The organism is Streptomyces tendae (assembly GCF_014650435.1).
In the GTDB taxonomy this organism is placed as follows: Bacteria; Actinomycetota; Actinomycetes; order Streptomycetales; family Streptomycetaceae; genus Streptomyces; species Streptomyces tendae.
In genome coordinates this window covers 54,331-70,199 of record NZ_BMUY01000009.1, presented here as the reverse complement: position 1 = coordinate 70,199, position 15,869 = coordinate 54,331, and the positions used below count along the sequence as shown (strand labels likewise).

Annotated in this window: 16 protein-coding genes; 7 read left to right on the top strand and 9 right to left on the bottom strand. The window is 72.7% G+C overall.

Going from position 1 to position 15,869, the window contains the following annotated elements:
- Positions 1–28 precede the first annotated feature (28 nt).
- Positions 29–865 carry a DUF72 domain-containing protein gene (locus tag IE258_RS23540; RefSeq protein WP_189746528.1) on the top strand — a complete coding sequence of 279 codons (837 nt, stop codon included), beginning with the start codon at positions 29–31 and terminating at the stop codon, positions 863–865.
- Here IE258_RS23540 and IE258_RS23535 read toward each other — a convergent pair.
- The gene (locus tag IE258_RS23535) at positions 856–1,221 is read right to left on the bottom strand and encodes a GntR family transcriptional regulator (RefSeq protein ID WP_189746526.1); all 366 of its coding nucleotides are present in this window, start codon (positions 1,219–1,221) and stop codon (positions 856–858) included. The two genes, IE258_RS23540 and IE258_RS23535, sit on opposite strands and share 10 nt — an antisense overlap.
- Positions 1,222–1,292: 71 nt before the next feature.
- Between IE258_RS23535 and IE258_RS23530 the strand changes: the two genes are divergently transcribed.
- The gene (locus tag IE258_RS23530) at positions 1,293–2,219 is read left to right on the top strand and encodes a GNAT family N-acetyltransferase (protein WP_189746524.1); all 927 of its coding nucleotides are present in this window, start codon (positions 1,293–1,295) and stop codon (positions 2,217–2,219) included.
- Positions 2,200–2,700: a ribonuclease FAU-1 family protein gene (locus IE258_RS23525; RefSeq protein ID WP_189746522.1), complete on the top strand. Its 501-nt coding sequence runs from the start codon at positions 2,200–2,202 to the stop codon at positions 2,698–2,700. The genes IE258_RS23530 and IE258_RS23525 overlap by 20 nt, the downstream gene beginning before the upstream one ends.
- A 111-nt stretch (positions 2,701–2,811) precedes the next feature.
- Here IE258_RS23525 and IE258_RS23520 read toward each other — a convergent pair whose 3' ends face one another.
- Complete coding sequence (locus IE258_RS23520; protein WP_189746520.1) at positions 2,812–3,429, bottom strand: class I SAM-dependent methyltransferase; 618 nt, start codon at positions 3,427–3,429, stop codon at positions 2,812–2,814.
- A gap of 151 nt (positions 3,430–3,580) precedes the next feature.
- Here IE258_RS23520 and IE258_RS41745 point away from each other — a divergent pair, with 151 nt between their 5' ends.
- Complete coding sequence (locus IE258_RS41745) at positions 3,581–3,715, top strand: hypothetical protein (protein WP_268256337.1); 135 nt, start codon at positions 3,581–3,583, stop codon at positions 3,713–3,715.
- 24 nt (positions 3,716–3,739) lie between these two features.
- Here IE258_RS41745 and IE258_RS23515 read toward each other — a convergent pair whose 3' ends face one another.
- On the bottom strand, positions 3,740–4,207 hold the full coding sequence (locus tag IE258_RS23515; RefSeq protein ID WP_189746518.1) for a GNAT family N-acetyltransferase: 468 nt from the start codon (positions 4,205–4,207) through the stop codon (positions 3,740–3,742).
- 177 nt (positions 4,208–4,384) lie between these two features.
- On the opposite strand from IE258_RS23515, the gene IE258_RS23510 reads away from it, so the two are divergent.
- A complete protein-coding gene (locus tag IE258_RS23510) occupies positions 4,385–5,437 on the top strand; it encodes a lytic polysaccharide monooxygenase auxiliary activity family 9 protein (protein ID WP_189746516.1) in 1,053 nt (350 codons plus the stop codon).
- 87 nt (positions 5,438–5,524) lie between these two features.
- Here IE258_RS23510 and IE258_RS23505 read toward each other — a convergent pair whose 3' ends face one another.
- Both IE258_RS23505 and IE258_RS23500 read right to left on the bottom strand, forming a co-directional pair.
- On the bottom strand, positions 5,525–6,388 hold the full coding sequence (locus tag IE258_RS23505) for an esterase/lipase family protein (protein WP_189746514.1): 864 nt from the start codon (positions 6,386–6,388) through the stop codon (positions 5,525–5,527).
- Between the two features lie 179 nt (positions 6,389–6,567).
- Positions 6,568–7,014, bottom strand: a complete 447-nt coding sequence (locus IE258_RS23500; protein WP_189746512.1) for a MarR family winged helix-turn-helix transcriptional regulator — start codon at positions 7,012–7,014, stop codon at positions 6,568–6,570.
- Positions 7,015–7,114: 100 nt separating this feature from the next.
- Here IE258_RS23500 and IE258_RS23495 point away from each other — a divergent pair, with 100 nt between their 5' ends.
- Positions 7,115–7,489 carry a cupin domain-containing protein gene (locus tag IE258_RS23495; RefSeq protein ID WP_189746510.1) on the top strand — a complete coding sequence of 125 codons (375 nt, stop codon included), beginning with the start codon at positions 7,115–7,117 and terminating at the stop codon, positions 7,487–7,489.
- 12 nt (positions 7,490–7,501) lie between these two features.
- Here IE258_RS23495 and IE258_RS23490 read toward each other — a convergent pair whose 3' ends face one another.
- Both IE258_RS23490 and IE258_RS23485 read right to left on the bottom strand, forming a co-directional pair.
- Positions 7,502–8,470: a DNA polymerase Y family protein gene (locus tag IE258_RS23490; RefSeq protein ID WP_189746508.1), complete on the bottom strand. Its 969-nt coding sequence runs from the start codon at positions 8,468–8,470 to the stop codon at positions 7,502–7,504.
- The gene (locus IE258_RS23485; protein WP_189746506.1) at positions 8,467–12,012 is read right to left on the bottom strand and encodes a DNA polymerase III subunit alpha; all 3,546 of its coding nucleotides are present in this window, start codon (positions 12,010–12,012) and stop codon (positions 8,467–8,469) included. The genes IE258_RS23490 and IE258_RS23485 overlap by 4 nt, the downstream gene beginning before the upstream one ends.
- Positions 12,013–12,185: 173 nt before the next feature.
- On the opposite strand from IE258_RS23485, the gene IE258_RS23480 reads away from it, so the two are divergent.
- A complete protein-coding gene (locus IE258_RS23480; RefSeq protein WP_189746504.1) occupies positions 12,186–13,262 on the top strand; it encodes an ABC-2 transporter permease in 1,077 nt (358 codons plus the stop codon).
- Positions 13,263–13,378: 116 nt separating this feature from the next.
- On the opposite strand, the gene IE258_RS23475 is transcribed toward IE258_RS23480, so the two are convergent.
- Positions 13,379–14,461 carry a S1 family peptidase gene (locus IE258_RS23475; protein ID WP_159325553.1) on the bottom strand — a complete coding sequence of 361 codons (1,083 nt, stop codon included), beginning with the start codon at positions 14,459–14,461 and terminating at the stop codon, positions 13,379–13,381.
- Positions 14,462–14,767: 306 nt separating this feature from the next.
- Complete coding sequence (locus tag IE258_RS23470) at positions 14,768–15,670, bottom strand: S1 family peptidase (RefSeq protein WP_127895847.1); 903 nt, start codon at positions 15,668–15,670, stop codon at positions 14,768–14,770.
- Positions 15,671–15,869: the final 199 nt, after the last annotated feature.

The window sequence follows — 15,869 nt, the reverse complement described above, 5'->3', positions numbered from 1 at the left end:
CGCCACCGCTCGGTGCTTTGATGGGGGTATGACCCTGTTCGTCGGCACGTCGGGCTGGCAGTACCGGGACTGGCGGGAGAGCTTCTACCCGCCCGGTCTGCCGGTCCGGCTCTGGCTGGAGCACTACGCGGCCGCCTTCGCGACGGTCGAGATCAACAACGCCTTCTACCGCCTGCCGACCAGGGAGACCTTCGCGGCCTGGCGGGACCGCGTCCCACCGGACTTCACGGTCGCCGTCAAGGCCAGCCGCTACCTGACGCACATCAAACGCCTGCGCGACCCGGCCGAACCGGTCGACCGCCTGATGACCCACGTGGCCGGTCTGGGCGACCGCCTCGGCCCCGTCCTGCTGCAACTGCCGCCGACCCTGCGCGCCGACCCGGACCTCCTGGACACCTGCCTGGCCTGCTTCCCACCGGGCACCCGGGTCGCGGTGGAACCCCGGCACGCGTCCTGGTGGACGCCCGAGACCCGCGAGGTCCTCGTGACCCGGCAAGCGGCCCTGTGCTGGGCGGACGTCCGCGCCCGCCCGGTCACCCCCCTGTGGCGCACCACCGACTGGGGCTACGTCCGCTTCCACGAGGGCCGAGCCACGGCGTGGCCCCACTACGGCCGCCGCTCCCTGGCAACGTGGATCGACCGCATCACCACCACCTGGCCGAACACGAGCGACGTCTACACCTACTTCAACAACGACCCGAACGCGGCGGCGCCGGCAGACGCGGCGTTGTTGGCCAAACTGGCCCGCACTTCAAACCGGACGGTCACCAGAACGCGCCCTGAAGGGGCGCGGGGAACTGCGCGACCGGCCACAGCGAACCAGCAGCCGGGCGGCGGCCCGAACCCCAACGGCACTCACCCGTAAGCCGCCCGCAACGCATCCCGAACCGCCCCCAACGCGTCCTCCTCCGACACCCCGAGCCGCCGAGCCCGCTCGGCATACCCCTGGGCCGCCGCGGCAACCTCCCGCTGAGCCGCAGAGCCCGCCGCAGCGACGAACGTTCCGTTGCGCCCCCGCGTCTCGATCACCCCGTCCGTCTCCAGCGCCCGGTACGCCTTGGCGACCGTGTTCGCGGCGAGGCCCAGGGACTCGGCCAGTCCGCGCACGGTCGGCAGCCGGTACCCGACCGGGAGCGCCCCCGACCGCGCCTGTTCGGAGATCTGCGCGCGCACCTGCTCGTAGGGCGGCGTGCCGTCGTCGATACGGATCTTCAAGGTCACCCGGAGATTGTCCCGTATCCCCGCGAAAATGAGAGGCACCCGACCGCCCGTCCGCCGTAGCGTGCGCCCCCATGACCGTTCTTGTACGCGATCTGCGTTCCGACGACCCGGCCGATGTCGCGGCCTTCGCCGGGGTCCGCCATCGGGCCCTGCCGTTCATCCTGTGGACCCCTGAGGCCGTCGTGCACCGGCTCGTCCACACCCATCCGGACGCCCGGAGCCGGTCCCTGGTCGCGGAGGAGGACGGGGAGGTGATCGGCACGGCCCAGATCGGACTGGTGCACGACAGCCCGGAGCCCGGTCAGGCATTCCTGAACGTCTACGTCGATCCGGAGCGGCTCCGCCGCGGGGCCGGCGGCCTGCTGGTGCGTACCTCCGAGGAGTACCTGAGCGGCGAGGGCGCGACGAAGCTGTACGCCTGGGTGCTGGACGGGCCCGCCAACCTGGCCTTCGCCGAGCAGCACGGCTACCGGCGCAAGCGCGCCGCGCACTTCCTCCGGCTGGACCTGGCGCACGCCGCGCTCCCGCCCCTGTCGTCCCCTCCCCCGGGTGTCGAGCTGCGCACCGCCGCCGACTACGCGGACGATCCCCGGCCCGTGTTCGAGCTGGACGCGGAGACGGTCGCGGACGAACCGAGCGACGTCGACGTCGAGTTCACGGACTACGAGGCGTGGCTCGCGGAGACCTGGCGGCACCCGCTGCTCGACCGCGAACTGACCACGGTCGTGGTCGTCGACGGCCGTCCGGCCGCGTTCAGCGTCGCCTACACCGACGGCACCCGGTACGCGACCGCGATGACCGGCACGGTCCGCGCCCAGCGCGGCCGGGGCCTGGCCAAGCTCGCCAAGACCGACTCCCTGCACCGGGCCCGCGCGGCCGGGTACACGGAGGCGCTCACCGGCAACGACACCGACAACGGCCCGATGCTCGCCATCAACAAGTGGCTCGGGTACGAGATCTGCGCGACGGAGGTACGTCATGTCCGCCAACTCGGCTGAACCTGTGACCGAGGTGAGTGTCGCCCTGGTCAAGGCGGGCCGCACGAAGATCCGGTACGCGGCGACGCTGCTGCACGACGACGGCACCCGCCTCGCCGTCCGCGCTCCCTGGGCCGGTGACGGCGTGCGCGACTTCGGCTTCGTGCGCTTCGAGGCAGGGGACGTCTTCACCGAGTACTACTGGCGGGACCGGTGGTACTCGGTGAAGGAGGTCAGGACCGCGGCCGGGGTGCTGAAGGGCTGGTACTGCGACGTCACCCGCCCCGCCGTGCTGACCGGCACCGAGCTGGTCGTCGAGGACCTGGACCTGGACCTGTGGCGCTCCGCCGACGGCACGGACGTACGGCGCCTGGACGAGGACGAGTTCGCCGAGAGCGGGCTGGCGGACCGGGACCCCGGGGCCGCCGCCGCCGCGGTCGCCGCGCTGGACGAACTGGAGCGGCTGGCCCTCCGGGGCGGCTTCACCGGCCTGCTGGAGTGACGGCTTCACCCGGCCCATCGGCCCCCGACCCGGCCCCTCGGCACGGCCCACCGACCCAGCCCGTCGGCACGGCCTGCCCGCACGGCCCGTCGACACGGCCCGCCGCGCGGCTCAGCCGTACGTCGCCACCACCGCGTACCGCTCGTCCGTCACCTCCCTGCCCCACAGCGAGGGGTCGTCCGACAGCCGTTCCACCCGCGCCTGTCCGGCGAGCGGGTCGAGCAGGGCGGTGAGCCGGCCGGCGGGTATGCCGACCGGGGCGACGCTCCCCCACACGCCCTCGACCAGGACCAGCCGCCCCCGGGGGCGCAGCAACTGCCGCCAGTGGCGCAGGGCCCGGCCGGGATCGGGCAGCGTCCACAGGACGTGCCGGACCAGCACGGCGTCGAAGCGCTGCTCCCCCACCGGCGGTGCCGCGGCGTCACCGGTGAGGAACACCGCGTCACGACCGGCGAGTTTGGTCCTGGCCAGCTCCACCATGGCCGGGGACAGGTCGATACCGGTGACGTGGTGCCCCTGCTCGGCCGCGAGGAGTGACAGGCTGCCGGTGCCGCAGCCGAGGTCGAGGACGTCGCCGGGCCGGTCCGGCAGCCAGGAGGCCAACCGGGCGGCCCAGGCCCGGCGTACGTCCGCGTCGCGCAGGCCGTGGTCCGGCTCGTCGTCGAAGGAGGCGGCCAGCGCGTCCCAGTCGGCACCCGGTGCGGTCGTTCCGTCACTGTTCCCACTCATGCGCCCAGGGTGACACCCGCCACTGACAACGGAGTCGGGGCGCGGGAACGTGACAACCGCCACTGACAGGGATGCATCGATGAGTGAGTCTCGGGGAAAGGGTCTACCTCCGTGAGAACGCGGAACCCGGTGGATCCGTAAGGAGGCAGCCATGCGCCGTCTGACCGTGCAGAAGCCCCTGAAGAAGACCGATGCCCGCCGAGTCCGCGAGGAGTCCGACGAGCGCCCCTCCGGGCGCCCGGAGGTCCGCAAGGACATCGCGCGCACCTGGTGGCCGGAGAGCTGACCGGCAGGCCGGGCATGAGACGCCTCAGAGCAGTCGCTTGCGGTAGTGGACGCGGTCGTAGGGCCCGTCCACTCTGCGTTCCACGACTTCGTACCCGTACTTTGGGTAGATCTCCTGGTTCTCCCACATCATCGCGTTCGTGTAGAGCCTGACCTCGGGCAGGCCCAGCGCACGGGCGTGCGCGTCGACGAACCGCAGCAGCCGCCGCCCCACCCCTCTGCCGTGCGCGTCGGGGTGGACGGCGATGCTGTCGAGGAAGAGGTGGTCGGCGTGCGCCTCCAGGACGACGAGGCCCACGGGTCCCGCCCGCCCCGCGCCGGGGTCCTCGGTGACGAACACCTTCCCCGCCGCCACGTTCGCCGCGTGGTCCGCCTCCATGGGCTGCGGCACGACCCCGATGCGCTCGACGTAGGGGTGGTACGCGGCGTCGGTCACGGCCTTGACCGCCGGCACGTCCTCGGTGACCGCCTGCCGGATCTGCTCTCGTTCCATACCGCGGACGGTAGCTACCTCAGCCCAGCCTGAGCACTCCCTTAACGCGACCATAAGGATCTCCGTCACCCGCCTCCAGCAGGCGGTTTCACGGTTTCTTGGGGCTAGCTTGCTGATCAACCCCACGGGTTCCGGCCCGAGTTCCGCATCCCCAGTGACCGTTTCGAGGAGTTCCCCATGCCCGCACCGTCCGTGCCCCGCAGGGTCGCAGCCGTCGCCGTCGCCGGTCTCGCCCCGCTCGCCCTGACCACGTTGGCCGCCGCCCCCGCCTCGGCGCACGGTTCGATGGGCGACCCGGTCAGCCGGGTGTCGCAGTGCCACGCCGAGGGGCCCGAGAACCCGAAGTCGGCCGCGTGCAAGGCGGCGGTCGCGGCGGGTGGCACGCAGGCGCTCTACGACTGGAACGGCATCCGCATCGGCAACGCCGCGGGCAAGCACCAGGAACTGATCCCGGACGGCAAGCTGTGCAGCGCCAACGACCCGGCGTTCAAGGGCATGGACCTGGCCCGCGCCGACTGGCCCGCGACAGGTGTGAGCAGCGGCTCGTACACCTTCAAGTACCGCGTGACGGCCCCGCACAAGGGCACCTTCAAGGTGTACATCACCAAGCCGGGCTACGACCCGGCCAAGCCGCTGGGCTGGGGCGACCTGGACCTGTCCGCGCCGGTGGCGACCTCCACCGACCCGGTCGCCTCGGGCGGTTTCTACACCTTCTCCGGCACCCTGCCCGAGCGGTCGGGCAAGCACCTGCTGTACGCGGTGTGGCAGCGCTCGGACAGCCCCGAGGCCTTCTACTCCTGCTCGGACGTCTCCTTCGGAGGCGGCGGCGACGACAACGGCACGGCGGCCGGTGACTCCGCGGGCGGTGCCGCTCCGGCCCCCGAGGCGTCCGCGCCGTCCGAGGAGCAGATCGCGGCCGCGGCCGACAAGTCGACGATCGAGCACCACGGCCACGGCGACCAGGACGCCGAGACGACGACGGACCCGACCGACCCGGCTGACCCGGCCGACCCGTCCGACCCGGCCACTGCGGCTTCCGGGACCGCCGCAGCCGGTGGGCCCAACGAGGTCAAGGCCGCCGGTGCGGGCACCGAGAACCTCGCGGAGACCGGCGGGGACGGCAGCACGCCCTACATCGCGGTCGGTGGCGCCGCCGCCCTGGCCGTCGGAGCGGCCGTGATGTTCGCGTCCGTGCGCCGACGGGCCGCCGGGGGCAGGCACAGCGGCTGACCCCGGGACACGGGGGATGCGGGGCTCGTCCGGCGGCTCAGGCCGGACGAGCCCCGCGTGGCGTGGGCCGGAGCGCCGGGTCTCCCGTCAGCCGAAGACCGAGGCGCAGGTGGTGGGCGTGGCGTGCGCCGGGTCCAGGGCGTTGGTCACCTCGTGGAAGGCGATCCGGTCGAACAGCCCGATCGCCAGGTGCTCGGAGAGATCGAGCGGGCACAGGTCCTGCAGCACGACGTTGCGCACGCCGGGGCCGTCGAGGAACTGGCTGCGGTACGGCGTGACCACCTCGTCGTACTTCGTGGCGAGGACGGTGTAGCGCACGCCTGGCACGGTGTCGCCGCCCGCGTTGAGCTTGGTGAGGAGGTCGGAGCCGGCGACCTGGTCGGCGAGGGCGGGGGTGTGCCCGTTCAGCAGGTCCTCGACGCCGGGGAAGTACGGCAGCAGGTTGGTGAGGCCGGACAGTGTGGTGCCGTGGTTGCTGGGCGCGATGCCGACCAGGGCGTTGACCTCGGCGGCTCCGCCGAGGAACTTCAGGTAGTAGCGGGGCATCATGCCGCCCTGCGAGTGGCCGACGAGGTCGGTCTCGGATGCGCCGGTCGCGGCGAGCACCTTGTCGACGTGGGCGGCCAGTTGTTCCGCCGACTTCTCGACCGGGCCGAGTCCGTTGAAGAGCGGAACGCCGGGCAGTTGGCCGTAGTCGAGGGAGAAGACGCAGTAGCCGCGGTTCTTCAGGTAGGGCGCGAGGCCCAGCCAGTTGTCGACGGAGTTCCCGAAGGTGCCGTGGACCAGGACCACCGGGCGGGGGTGGGCGGCGGAGGGCTTGCAGGTGTAGTCGTTCCAGCCGGAGGCAGGGCGCGCGTCCGCGGCGTGGGCGGTGGTGGCGGGGACCAGGGCGATGGCGGCGGCCAGCAGCAGGGCTGTCAGGGGTCTGAGCGCGCGTATCCAGGGCAGCATCGGGTGATCTCCTTGCGGGGCAGGGGAGTTTCGATGACAGGACGCCCTGTGATCCGGATCACGGGATGCTGTTCACTCGTCAAGTTACGGGCGAGTAGCGCACGCGTGAAGTTACGCGTCAGTAAAAACTTCCAGCGATAACCGACGTCGTCGGTGGCGCAGGTGATAGAGGGCCCGGGTCACCAGCTGGGCCGGATCGGCCCGCCCGGTGCAACGCGCAGCAGACCGGCGCGCAGCGCGCGCACCCCGTCCTCGCCGAGCACCTCGGCCCACGCGCCCACGGCCTCGGCGGCCGCCGCCTCCGCGGCCCGCGTGCAGGCCCACCCCGCCTCCGTCATGACGACGAGCCGGGCGCGCGCGTCGGCAGGATGCGGCCGCCGCTCGGCGTACCCCTTGCGGACCAGCTCGTCGACGAGCTGACTTGCGGCCTGCTTGGTCACCCCCAGGTGCACGGCCAGGTCGGTGACCGTCGCGCCGTCCGGGGCGAGCCGGGCGAAGGCGAACCCGTGCGCGGGCCGGACCCCCTCGAAGCCGCGGGCGACGACGCCCTCGTGGATGCGCTGCGTGAGCCCGCCGGCCGCGGCGAGCAGGGCGGCGGTGAGGGCCATGGCGTCGGAGTTCTGCACGACCGCATTGAAACACCCTTGACACTTTGGTCAAGGAGCTTGACCATAAGGGCCGTAGAGATAGTCAAGCTACTTGACCATAAGCTCGGAGGAGCCCGCCATGCCCGTCGTCCGCACGTCCGAAGGCAGCGTCCACGAGATCCACGGCACCCGATTCGTCTCGTACGCCGCTCCCCGCACCGGCAGCAAGGAGCTCTGCGCCTGGCGGGGCGAGATCCCGGCGGGGACGAAGGCGCCCGCGCACACCGTCAGCCGGGAAGAGGTCTTCCACCTGCTCACCGGCGAGCTGCTGATCACCCTCGACGGCCACACCGAGCGTGTCACCGCGGGGGACACGGTGATCATCAACGCCGGTGCCGCCTTCGCCGTCGAGAACCCCACCGACCGGACCGCGACCTCCTGGGTCACCACCTCGGTCGGGCTGACCGCGGAGCTGGCCGACGGCACCCGGATCACTCCCCCGTGGGCCAACTGACCCGCGGGGGCCTCACGCCGCCAGCGACCCCGGCATCACCGCCTTCGGCCCGAACTTCGCCCGCGCGCGGTCCGCGACCTCCTCGATGCGGCGGACCTTCTCGTCCACGGGGTCGAAGGTGAGCTGGTGGGAGGCGTGTTCGGCGGGCGTGAGCCCCTCGGCGCGCAGAGCGATCGAACGGACCCGGGCGCGCTGGAGGCCGAGCGCCTCGTACAGGTCGTACGCGGTCCGGGTCAGGGCCGCCGAGTGCGCGGTCGGCTCCTTCAGGGTGCGGCTGCGAGTGGTGGCCGACCGGTCGGCGTAGCGGACGGTGAGGGTGAGGGTGCGGCAGACCTTGTCCACGGCGCGCAGCCGGGCGCCCAGGTCTCCGGCGGCCGAGAGCAGGGCGCGGCGGTGGCGGTCGGGGTCGAGTTCGTCGCGGTCGAAGGGGCGGTCGGCGGCCAGGGACCGGGAGACGCCGTTGGGGACGACCCGGCCGCGGTCGACGCCCTGGGCCTTCTCGTGCAGCTCGCGGCCGGTCCTCGCGCCGACCAGGCGCTGGAGCGTGGACAGCGGCGCGGCGGCGACCCGGCCGAGGGTGTCGAGGCCGTACTCGCACAGGGTGCGGGCGGTCGCGGTGCCGACTCCGGGCAGCGCGGCGACGGGCTTGCCGTCGAGGAACGCGCGCTCCTCGCCGCCGGGCACCGCACGGGTCAGTCCCGGGCGGGCGTCGCGCAGGGCCATGCGGGCCAGCATCGGGCCCGGTCCGGCGCCGATCACGCAGTCCACGCCGTGCAGCGCGAGGGCGCGCACCCGGATCACCGAGGCCAGTTCCACGGCGTCGCGCCCGAAGTACCGCTCGGCGCCGCGCAGGTCGGCCAGCGCCCCGTCGGGCGGCAGCGCCTCGACGACCGGCGTGAACTCCTCGAGGAGACCGAGCAGTTCGGGCAGGGCCGCCTCGTACATCGGCGGTAGCTGGAAACGTACGCAGAGAATCGTCATCCCGCACTCCCCGGACTCTGGTGCCACAACTTCCTTCCGACCGCGGGCCCTTCGCCCGCGGGGCGCAGATCGGCCCAGGGGTGCATCTCGTACCCGGTGGACATGCGGATCTTCCGCTGCTCCATCGGGTCCTGGGCCGCGGAGCCGGCCGGCGCGGGTTGCCCGTCCGAACCGGCGAGACGGCGGCGCGCCGGGCCGCCCTCGGGGTCGTCGCCCTCCTGGCTCGCGCCCGCCGCGGCCAGCCGGGCGGCGACGCCCTCCAGGCCCTCCTCCCGGCGGACCTCCAGCAGTTCGGCGAGGTTCCAGGCGGCGGAGCCGACGACGCTGAGGCTGCGCGGGCCGCGCCGCTGCACCACCCCGCGCACCAGCAGCAGCCAGGAGTGGAAGACGGTGTGCGCGCAGGCGTCGTGCGAGTCGTCGAAGAAGGCGAGGTCGACCAGTCCCGAGCCGTCGTCCAGGGTGGAGAAGATGACGCGCCGCCCGGAGCGGATCGGCGGGGTCTGGGTGGCCGCCTTGGCGCCCGCGACCAGCACCGTCTCGCCGTGCCGCGCCTCGCGCAGCCGCTTGGCCGACACCACGCCCAGCTCGCGCAGGAAGGTGCGGTGGTCGTCCATCAGGTTGCGCGAGGCGTCCATGGAGAGCACGCCCAGTTCGGCGCTGAGCTTCTCCTCGGAGGTGAGGTCGGGCAGCCCGGCGGAGGCGGTCCTGCGGCCGCCGGTCAGGGGGAGCTGGTCTCCGCGTCCGCCCCGGGCGCCGCGATGCAGTTCGGTCAGGTGCAGTTGCAGGTCCCGGCGGTTGGCGCCGAACGCGTCCAGCGCGCCGACCTGGGCGAGCCGTGCGGCCAGCGGCCTGCTGGGGCGGCCCCGTTCCCAGAAGTCGAGCAGGGAGGCGTAGGGCTGTCCCTCGGCGATCCGTTCCGCCTCGGCCTCGCTGATGCCGTGCACGTCGGAGAGGGCGAGGCGCAGTCCCCAGGTCTTCGTCCGGCGGGCCTTACCCGGTTCAGACACCAGTTCGATACGGTGTGCGACCCCGGACTCGTTCACGTCCAGCGGCAGGATCGGCACCCCGCGCCGCCGCGCGTCCGCCAGCAGCAGCCGCTTGGGGTACATGCCGGGGTCGTGGGTGAGCAACCCGGCGTAGAACGCGGCCGGGTGATGGGCCTTCAGCCACGCCGACTGGTAGGTGGGCACCGCGAAGGCGACGGCGTGCGCCTTGCAGAAGCCGTAGCTGCCGAACGCCTCGACGATCTCCCAGGTCCGCCGGATCGTTTCCGCGTCGTAGCCGTTCGCCGTCGCGTGCTGCGCGAACCACACCTTGATCCGCCCCTGCGACTCCGGGTCGGAAAGACCGCGCCGCACCCGGTCCGCCTCGCCGCGTCCGCAGCCGGTCATGATGTCGACGATGTCGATGATCTGCTCGTGGAAGACGACGACCCCGTACGTCCCCGCCAGCGGCTCCGCCAGGTCCTCGTGCGGGTAACGCACCGGCGCCCGGCCGTGCCGGGCCTCGATGAACGGCCGCACCATGTCGGCGGCGACCGGACCCGGCCGGAAGAGCGAGATGTCGACCACGAGGTCGTGGAAGGTCGACGGCTGGAGCCTGCCGACCAGGTCCCGCTGCCCCGGCGACTCGATCTGGAAGCAGCCCAGCGTCTCGGCGGACTGGATCATCCGGTATGTCGCCGGATCGCCCTCGGGTACGGCGTCCAGGTCGACCTCGGTGCCGGTGGCCCGCTTCACCTCGGCGACCGCGTGCGCCATCGCCGACTGCATCCGCACCCCGAGCACGTCCAGCTTGAGCAGCCCGAGGTCCTCGACGTCGTCCTTGTCGAACTGCGCCATCGGGAAGCCCTCGCCGCTGGTCGGCATGACCGGCGTACGCGAGAGCAGGGAGGCGTCGGACAGGAGGACGCCGCAGGGGTGCATGGCGACGCCGCGCGGGAGGGCGTCGAGGCCCTCGACCAGCTCCCAGAGCTTGCCGTACCGCTCCTGCTCCCCCGCCAGCGCTTTGAGTTCGGGCAGCTCCTCCAGGGCCGCGCGGGCGTCGCGGGCGCGGATGTGCGGGAAGGACTTGGCGACCCGGTCGATCTCGGCCGGGTCCATGGACAGGGCGGCGCCCACGTCGCGGATGGCGTGCCGCACCCGGTACGTCTCCGGCATGGCGACCGTGGCGACCCGTTCGGTGCCGAACCGGCCGATGATCGCGCGGTAGACCTCGAGCCGGCGCGCGGACTCCACGTCGATGTCGATGTCGGGCAGCACCACCCGCTCCTTGGACAGGAACCGCTCCATCAGCAGCCCGTGCTCGACCGGGTCGGCGTGCGCGATGCCCAGGAGGTGGTTGACGAGCGAGCCCGCGCCGGAGCCGCGCGCGGCGACCCGGATGCCCATGTGCCGTACGTCGTCCACGACCTGGGCGACGGTGAGGAAGTACGAGGCGAAGCCGTGGTGGGCGATGATGTCCAGCTCGTGGTGCATCCGCTCCCAGTACTCCCGGTGGTCCCGGCGCCGGTCGTAGCCGCGCCGCACCATGCCGGCCGCCGCCCGGGAGGCGAGCGCCCGCTGGGCGGTGCGCCGCCCGGCGCCGACCAGGTGCGGTTCGGGGAAGTGGACGGCGCCCATGCCGAGGTCGTCCTCGGGGTCGACCAGGCACTCGGCGGCCGTGGCCCGGGTCTGCTCCAGCAGGCGGTGGGCGGTGTCGCGCCGGAAGCCCGCGGACTCGACGATCCGCTCGGCGGCGTCCCGCATGGCACCGGCGTCCTTGAGCCATGCCTCGCCGGAGTCCAGCTCCTTGCCGGCGCCGATCGGGACCAGGCGGCGGGCGGCGTCCAGGACGTCGGCGACCTGGCCCTGGCCGGGGTCGGCGTAGCGGACTGCGTTGGAGAGCACCGGCCGCACCCCCTGCTCGGCGGCGAAACCGACGGTGCGGGAGGCCAGCCTCAGGGAGCCGGGGCCGGTGCCCTCGCGGCCGTGCCAGACGGCCTCCAGGCGCAGGGCGTCGCCGTAGACCTCCCGCCACGGGGCGAGGAGCCGCGCCGCGCGGTCGGGACGGCCCGCGGCGAGGGCGCGGCCGACGTCGGAGCCGGGGCCGAGCAGGACGGTCAGGCCGTCGGCGTGGTTGTCGGGCCAGGACAGCAGCGGGCCGTCCTCGGCCGTGTGGGCGGCGGAGACCAGGCGGCACAGGTCGGCCCAGCCGCGGGCGCCGTCGCGGGCGAGAAAAGTCACCCGCGGGGCCGACTCGTCGACGAAGGCGCCGCCGCGCACGGGGACGCGGCGGCGGTCCCGGCGTACGGAGGTCTCCGTGCGGTCGGCGGACTCGGGCGCGGGAGCGGCGACCGCCAGCTCCGCACCGAACAGCGGACGGACGCCCGCCCGCGCGCAGGCCTTGGCGAAGCGGACGGTGCCCGCGAGGGTGTCGCGGTCGGTGAGGGCGAGGGCGTCCATGCCCCGCTCGACGGCGCGCTCGGCCAGCCGCTCCGGGTGGGAGGCGCCGTAGCGGGCGGAGAACCCGGAGACGGTGTGCAGATGCGTGAAACCCGGCATCACGCACCTCCCGACTCATGAACCGACGCATGACCACGTATGCCCGAACGCCATTATCGAACGTCTGTTCCCAGCTACCCCACCCACCATACCCTCATCTTCGAATGTGTGTACGACATCCGTTCGGCCCCGTCCCACCTGCGCGAACACCCTCCGACCAGGACTGTGGGGACATGTCACACACACCGGGCCCCGGCACGCGGAACGGCGCGCGGAGCGGCTCCTTCCTCGGTGAGGTGAAGGACGCCGTCACCCCGCGGGCCACCCTGCTCGTGCTCGGCGTGATCGCGCTCCAGCTGCTGTTCATCGCCTCCTACGTGGGGGCGCTGCACGACCCGAGGCCGAAGGACGTGCCCTTCGGGGTGGTCGCCCCCGGCGCGGCCGCCGGACGGACGGTGGACCGGCTGGAGCGGCTGCCCGGTTCCCCGCTGGACCCGCGCACGGTGGCCGACGAGGCGAGCGCCCGGCGGCAGATCGTGAACCGGGAGATCGACGGCGCCCTGATCACGAACCCCGAGGGCGGACCGGACACCCTGCTGGTCGCCTCCGGCGGCGGCACCGTCCTCGCCACCACGCTGGAGGGCATCGTCGGCAAGGCGGAACAGGCCGAGCGGCGCACGGTGTGGGTGGTCGACACGGCCCCGGCCTCGCCCCACGACTTCGACGGGCTGTCGTCCTTCTACCTGGTCGTGGGCTGGTGCGTCGGCGGCTACCTGTGCGCCTCGATCCTGGCGATCAGCACCGGCGCCCGGCCGGCCAACCCGCGCCGGGCGGCGATCCGGCTGATCGTGATGGCGCTGGTCGCGATCGTCGGCGGGCTCGGCGGCGCGGTGATCATCGGGCCGATCCTGGGCGCGCTGCCCGGCAGCGTGGTGGATCTGTGGGGGCTCGGCGCGCTGATCACCTTCGCGGTGGGCGCCGCCACGCTCGCCCTCCAGGGCGTGTTCGGGATCGTCGGCATCGGTCTGGCGATCCTGCTGGTGGTGATCGCGGGCAACCCGAGCGCGGGCGGCGCCTTCCCGCTGCCGATGCTGCCGCCGTTCTGGAAGGCGATCGGCCCGTGGCTGCCGCCCGGTGCGGGCACCTGGACGGCCCGCTCGATCGCCTACTTCAAGGGGAACGACGTGACCGCCTCCCTGCTGGTGCTGTGGGCGTGGGCGGTCGCGGGAACGGTGATCACGATGCTGGCGGCCGTGCTGCCGCGCCGCGGGCGGCAGGAGACGGAGCTGCCGGCCGCGCCGGCCGACTGACCGTTCGCCGCACCGGCCGGCCGACCGTCGTACGGACGCCGGAGCCGCCCTGGGCGGACACGCGGAAGTCCCGCCCCTCGCGCGCGGGACGGGACTTCACAGGTGTGCGGGTGCTGCTAGCCGATCTGCGTACCGGTGGCCGACAGGGCCTCCGTCACCGGCTGGAAGAAGGTCTCGCCGCCCGAGGTGCAGTCGCCGCTGCCGCCGGAGGTGAGGCCGATGGCCTGGTCGCCCGAGAAGAGCGAGCCGCCGCTGTCGCCGGGCTCGGCGCATACGTCGGTCTGGATCAGGCCGTTGACGATGTCGCCGTTGCCGTAGTTCACGGTGGCGTCCAGGCCGGTCACCGTCCCGTCGTGCACCTGGGTGGTGGAACCGCTGCGGGTCACCTCCATGCCGACGGTGGCCTCGGCGGCGCCCGAGATGGCCTGCGAGGAGCCGTTGTAGAGGTTCACCTCGCTCGGGTGGTCCACGTCGGCGGTGTACTTGACCAGGCCGTAGTCGTTGTCCGGGAAGCTGGACGCCTCGTTCTCGCCGATGACGTTCCCGGAGGAGTCCGACCAGGTCGAGATGGACTCGGTGCAGTGGCCGGCGGTGATGAAGTACGGCTCGCCGCCCTTGGTCACGTTGAAGCCGAGCGAGCAGCGCCCGCCGCCTCCGGTGATGGCGTCGCCGCCCGCGACGAAGGGCTTGTACTCGCCCTTGGTGCGCTTGAGCTCGGCCTTGGCGCCCAGCCCGTCGACCACCTTGGTCAGCTTGGCCAGTTCGGCCTCGGAGACCGTGCGGTCGGCGGTGACGACGACCTTGTTGGTGGTCGGGTCGGTCGCCCAGGACGTGCCCGGGATCGTCGCGTCCTTCGTGAGCGCGGTGCGCGCGCTCTTCAGGTCGGCGAGCGAGTTCTCGACGACTCTGGCCTTGGCGCCCGCCTCCTCGACGGTCTGCGCGGCGCTCTGGTCGAGCACGTTGACGACGAGGCTCTTGGCCTGCGCGTCGTAGTACGTGCCGGCCGCGTCGGCGCCGAGGTCGCCGAGCAGCGTGGAGGCGAGCTTCCCGGCCGCCGTGACCGAGAGGGTCTCGGGCGCGGCGGTCTGCGGGGCCTCGCTGGCGTTCGCGCTCTGGAAGGTGACTCCCGCGGCGACCAGTGCGGTGATTCCCGCACCTACCACGGCGACCCGCCGCCTGGGTATGCGTCGGTGCTTCAACTCACGTCCTCCTGTGGGGGGTCGGTCCGCGAGGTTGTGGGGACCCCGTGAACCGGAAGGCTGGTTGACGAGCGTTAACTCTTCCGACTCCACAGGCCGTACACAAGGTCGACTCCAGGACGTGCGCACGACAACTCCAGCGCGGTCACACGGCCTTCACCATTCATGCCGCTTCCCACAGGATTCGCGCGACGGCCGCACCGGCGGACGGCGCGGCCACCGCGGCCGCGCAAGAGCCCCCGCACACCGTGGCCGCGGTGTGCGGGGGCTCGTCGTACTGCCGGTTGCGCTCTTGGTTCTTGGTTCTTAGTAGACGCTGACGCCGTAGGCGCTCAGGGCCTCCGTCACCGGCTGGAAGAACGTCGTACCGCCGGAGGAGCAGTTGCCGCTGCCGCCGGAGGTCAGACCGTACGCGGTGCCGTTGCTGCCGTAGAGCGAGCCGCCGGAGTCGCCGGGCTCGGCGCATACCGTGGTCTGGATCAGCCCGCCGACGACGTCGCCGCCGCCGTAGTTGACGGTGGCGTTCAGGGCGGTGACCCGGCCGCTGTGGGTGCCGGTGGTGGAGCCGTCGCGGATGACGGTGGTGCCCACGCTCGGGGTGGCCGCGCGGGTGATGTCCACGCCGTTGGCGGTGCCGGGCCGGGAGACGGATCCGGTGTACTGCACGATGCCGTAGTCGTTGCCCGGGAAGCTGGAGCCCGCCGTCTGGCCGATGACGGTGCCTCCGGAGCTGGCCCGCCAGGCGCCGGCGCCGTCGGTGCAGTGTCCGGCGGTCAGGAAGTACTCGGCGCCGTTGCTGGCACGGACGTTGAAGCCGAGGGAGCAGCGCCAGCTGCTCGCGTAGATGGCGTCGCCGCCCTGGATGAGCTTGTTGAACGTGCCGGGGGTGCGCTTGATCGTGAACGCGCCGGCCTTGTCGCCGGCCTGCTCCTTGATCTTCGCTATCTCGGCCTGGGAGACGGTGCTGTCGACGGTGAGCAGCACCCGGCCGGACTCGTTGTCGACGGCCCAGGCGGTGCCCGGGACGTCGGCCTTGAGCACCGCGCTGCCGGCGCTGCTCAGCTCGGCGGCACTGAAGGTGGCCGGGGTGGGTGCCGCGTTCGCGCTGGGGATCGCGACGGCGGCCGCGGCCACGAGGCCGGTGGATACGGCGATCAGCCGAGTCCGTCTCGTGATGCCGCTGCGGGGGGTGGTGCGCTTGATCCTCACTTTTCGTTCCTCCACAGGGGAAGTCGGGGGCCCCTCTCGTGGGGGTGGGGGCCCGTGAGGCGCAGCCAGGGGCGGACCTCCGGGTTCCGGATACGTCGTGCTCCTGACAAGCGCTGAGGTTGGAGTATTCGGCCGAACGACCGGTCGGCGCAAGAGTGCCTTTCGGCCGTCAAGCTTTGAACGACTTTTACCAACTCCC

What these genes read in the sequence shown, in the direction of transcription:
- IE258_RS23540 (WP_189746528.1), top strand. Translation starts at nt 29, where the DNA reads ATGACCCTGTTCGTCGGCACGTCGGGCTGGCAGTACCGGGACTGGCGG.
- IE258_RS23530 (WP_189746524.1), top strand. Translation starts at nt 1,293, where the DNA reads ATGACCGTTCTTGTACGCGATCTGCGTTCCGACGACCCGGCCGATGTC.
- IE258_RS23525 (WP_189746522.1), top strand. Translation starts at nt 2,200, where the DNA reads ATGTCCGCCAACTCGGCTGAACCTGTGACCGAGGTGAGTGTCGCCCTG.
- IE258_RS23520 (WP_189746520.1), bottom strand. Translation starts at nt 3,429, where the DNA reads ATGAGTGGGAACAGTGACGGAACGACCGCACCGGGTGCCGACTGGGAC.
- IE258_RS41745 (WP_268256337.1), top strand. Translation starts at nt 3,581, where the DNA reads ATGCGCCGTCTGACCGTGCAGAAGCCCCTGAAGAAGACCGATGCCCGC.
- IE258_RS23515 (WP_189746518.1), bottom strand. Translation starts at nt 4,207, where the DNA reads ATGGAACGAGAGCAGATCCGGCAGGCGGTCACCGAGGACGTGCCGGCG.
- IE258_RS23510 (WP_189746516.1), top strand. Translation starts at nt 4,385, where the DNA reads ATGCCCGCACCGTCCGTGCCCCGCAGGGTCGCAGCCGTCGCCGTCGCC.
- IE258_RS23505 (WP_189746514.1), bottom strand. Translation starts at nt 6,388, where the DNA reads ATGCTGCCCTGGATACGCGCGCTCAGACCCCTGACAGCCCTGCTGCTG.
- IE258_RS23495 (WP_189746510.1), top strand. Translation starts at nt 7,115, where the DNA reads ATGCCCGTCGTCCGCACGTCCGAAGGCAGCGTCCACGAGATCCACGGC.
- IE258_RS23490 (WP_189746508.1), bottom strand. Translation starts at nt 8,470, where the DNA reads ATGACGATTCTCTGCGTACGTTTCCAGCTACCGCCGATGTACGAGGCG.
- IE258_RS23485 (WP_189746506.1), bottom strand. Translation starts at nt 12,012, where the DNA reads ATGCCGGGTTTCACGCATCTGCACACCGTCTCCGGGTTCTCCGCCCGC.
- IE258_RS23480 (WP_189746504.1), top strand. Translation starts at nt 12,186, where the DNA reads ATGTCACACACACCGGGCCCCGGCACGCGGAACGGCGCGCGGAGCGGC.